Source organism: Polaromonas sp. P1_G2 (assembly GCF_056405515.1).
In genome coordinates this window covers 1-1,267 of sequence record NZ_JBFUBY010000505.1, presented here as the reverse complement: position 1 = coordinate 1,267, position 1,267 = coordinate 1, and the positions used below count along the sequence as shown (strand labels likewise).

Here is a 1,267-nt window from a genome sequence, read left to right as displayed (position 1 = left end):
TCATAGTGGACTGGCCGCGCCGCCCGCTGCGCATCATCGATGCCGAACGCGGCAAACCGAGCCAGACCCGCTGGCGCGTGCTGGCCTTCGACGCGGCGGCGAACACCACGCGCGTGGAGCTCGAACCGGTCACCGGCCGATCGCACCAGCTGCGTGTACACCTGCAGGCGCTGGGCCACCCCATCCTGGGCGACGCCCTGTATGCCCCCGCCGAGGTGCAGGCCAAGGCGCCGCGCCTTTTGCTGCACGCCGCGGCGCTGCAGTTCACGCATCCGGCCAGCAGCCTGGCCTTGTCGTTTGAAAGCAGTCCCGGCTTTTAGGGCCCGGCCGCTGCGCAAGCAGCCCGGGCGTCCCGGCGCTAACATCGAGCCATGAAACACCTCACCCTCCTCACAGGCGCCTCGCGCGGCATGGGCCTTTCCATGGCGCGCCAGTTGCTCAGCGCCGGCCACACGGTGCTTTGCATCTCCCGCACTTCGGTGCCCGATCTCGACGCGCATGCCAGGCATGTCGGCGCCACGGTGCTCCAGTGGGAGCATGACCTGGCCGACAGCGGCTCCCTCAACGGCAAGCTGGAAAGCTGGCTCAAGGATTCGCAGGCTAAAGGCCCCTGGGCCAGTGCCACCCTGATCAACAACGCGGGAGTGATCCCGCAGATCGCCCCCTTGAGTGATATCGACGCCGGCGACCTGGCCCGCGCGCTGCGCGTCGGGCTGGAGGCGCCCATGCAGGTCACCGCCGCCTTCCTGCGCGCCACCGGCGACTGGAAAGCGCCGCGCAAAGTCCTCAATATTTCATCAGGCCTGGGCCGCAAGGCCATGGCCTCGCAGACGGCCTACTGCGCGGCCAAGGCCGGTATGGACCATTTCACGCGCTGCCTGGCTCTGGAAGAAGCCCTGAAGCCCCAGGGCGCCAAGGTCTGCTCACTCGCGCCGGGCGTGATAGACACCGGCATGCAAGAACAGTTGCGCGCAGCGCCGGCCGAGGCCTTCCCCGACCGCGCTTCGTTTGTAGGCTTGAAGACCGGTGGTTCGCTGACCTCGCCCGACGATGCGGCGGCGCGCATCATTGCCTTCCTCGACCGCCCCGACTTCGGCACCAACCCGGTGGCCGACGTCAGGGACCCGGCTTAGTAAATTTCAGGAACGACGATGTCCTGGGGGACAGGGTTGCGCACATAGTCCTCGTGTCGCACGCGGTCCGGTAACACGATGGCCGGGTGTTCGGTTTCCTGGTAGGGCATCTGCTGCAGCAGGTGGTGTATGCA

At 67.4% G+C, this 1,267-nt stretch carries 2 protein-coding genes and 1 pseudogene; 2 read left to right on the top strand and 1 reads right to left on the bottom strand.

Features of this window, described 5'->3' with window-relative positions; translation table 11 throughout:
• Together AC1D0P_RS25725 and AC1D0P_RS25720 are read left to right on the top strand one after the other, a co-directional pair.
• On the top strand, nt 1-320 hold a 320-nt coding region (locus AC1D0P_RS25725), incomplete at its 5' end, for a pseudouridine synthase (RefSeq protein ID WP_477679317.1).
• A 51-nt stretch (nt 321-371) separates the two neighbouring features.
• Nucleotides 372-1,133 carry an SDR family NAD(P)-dependent oxidoreductase gene (locus tag AC1D0P_RS25720; protein WP_477679316.1) on the top strand — a complete coding sequence of 254 codons (762 nt, stop codon included), beginning with the start codon at nt 372-374 and terminating at the stop codon, nt 1,131-1,133.
• On the opposite strand, the pseudogene AC1D0P_RS25715 reads toward AC1D0P_RS25720, so the two are convergent.
• A pseudogene (locus tag AC1D0P_RS25715) lies at nt 1,130-1,267 on the bottom strand (polyphosphate kinase 2); the annotation flags it as partial. The gene AC1D0P_RS25720 and the pseudogene AC1D0P_RS25715 sit on opposite strands and share 4 nt — an antisense overlap.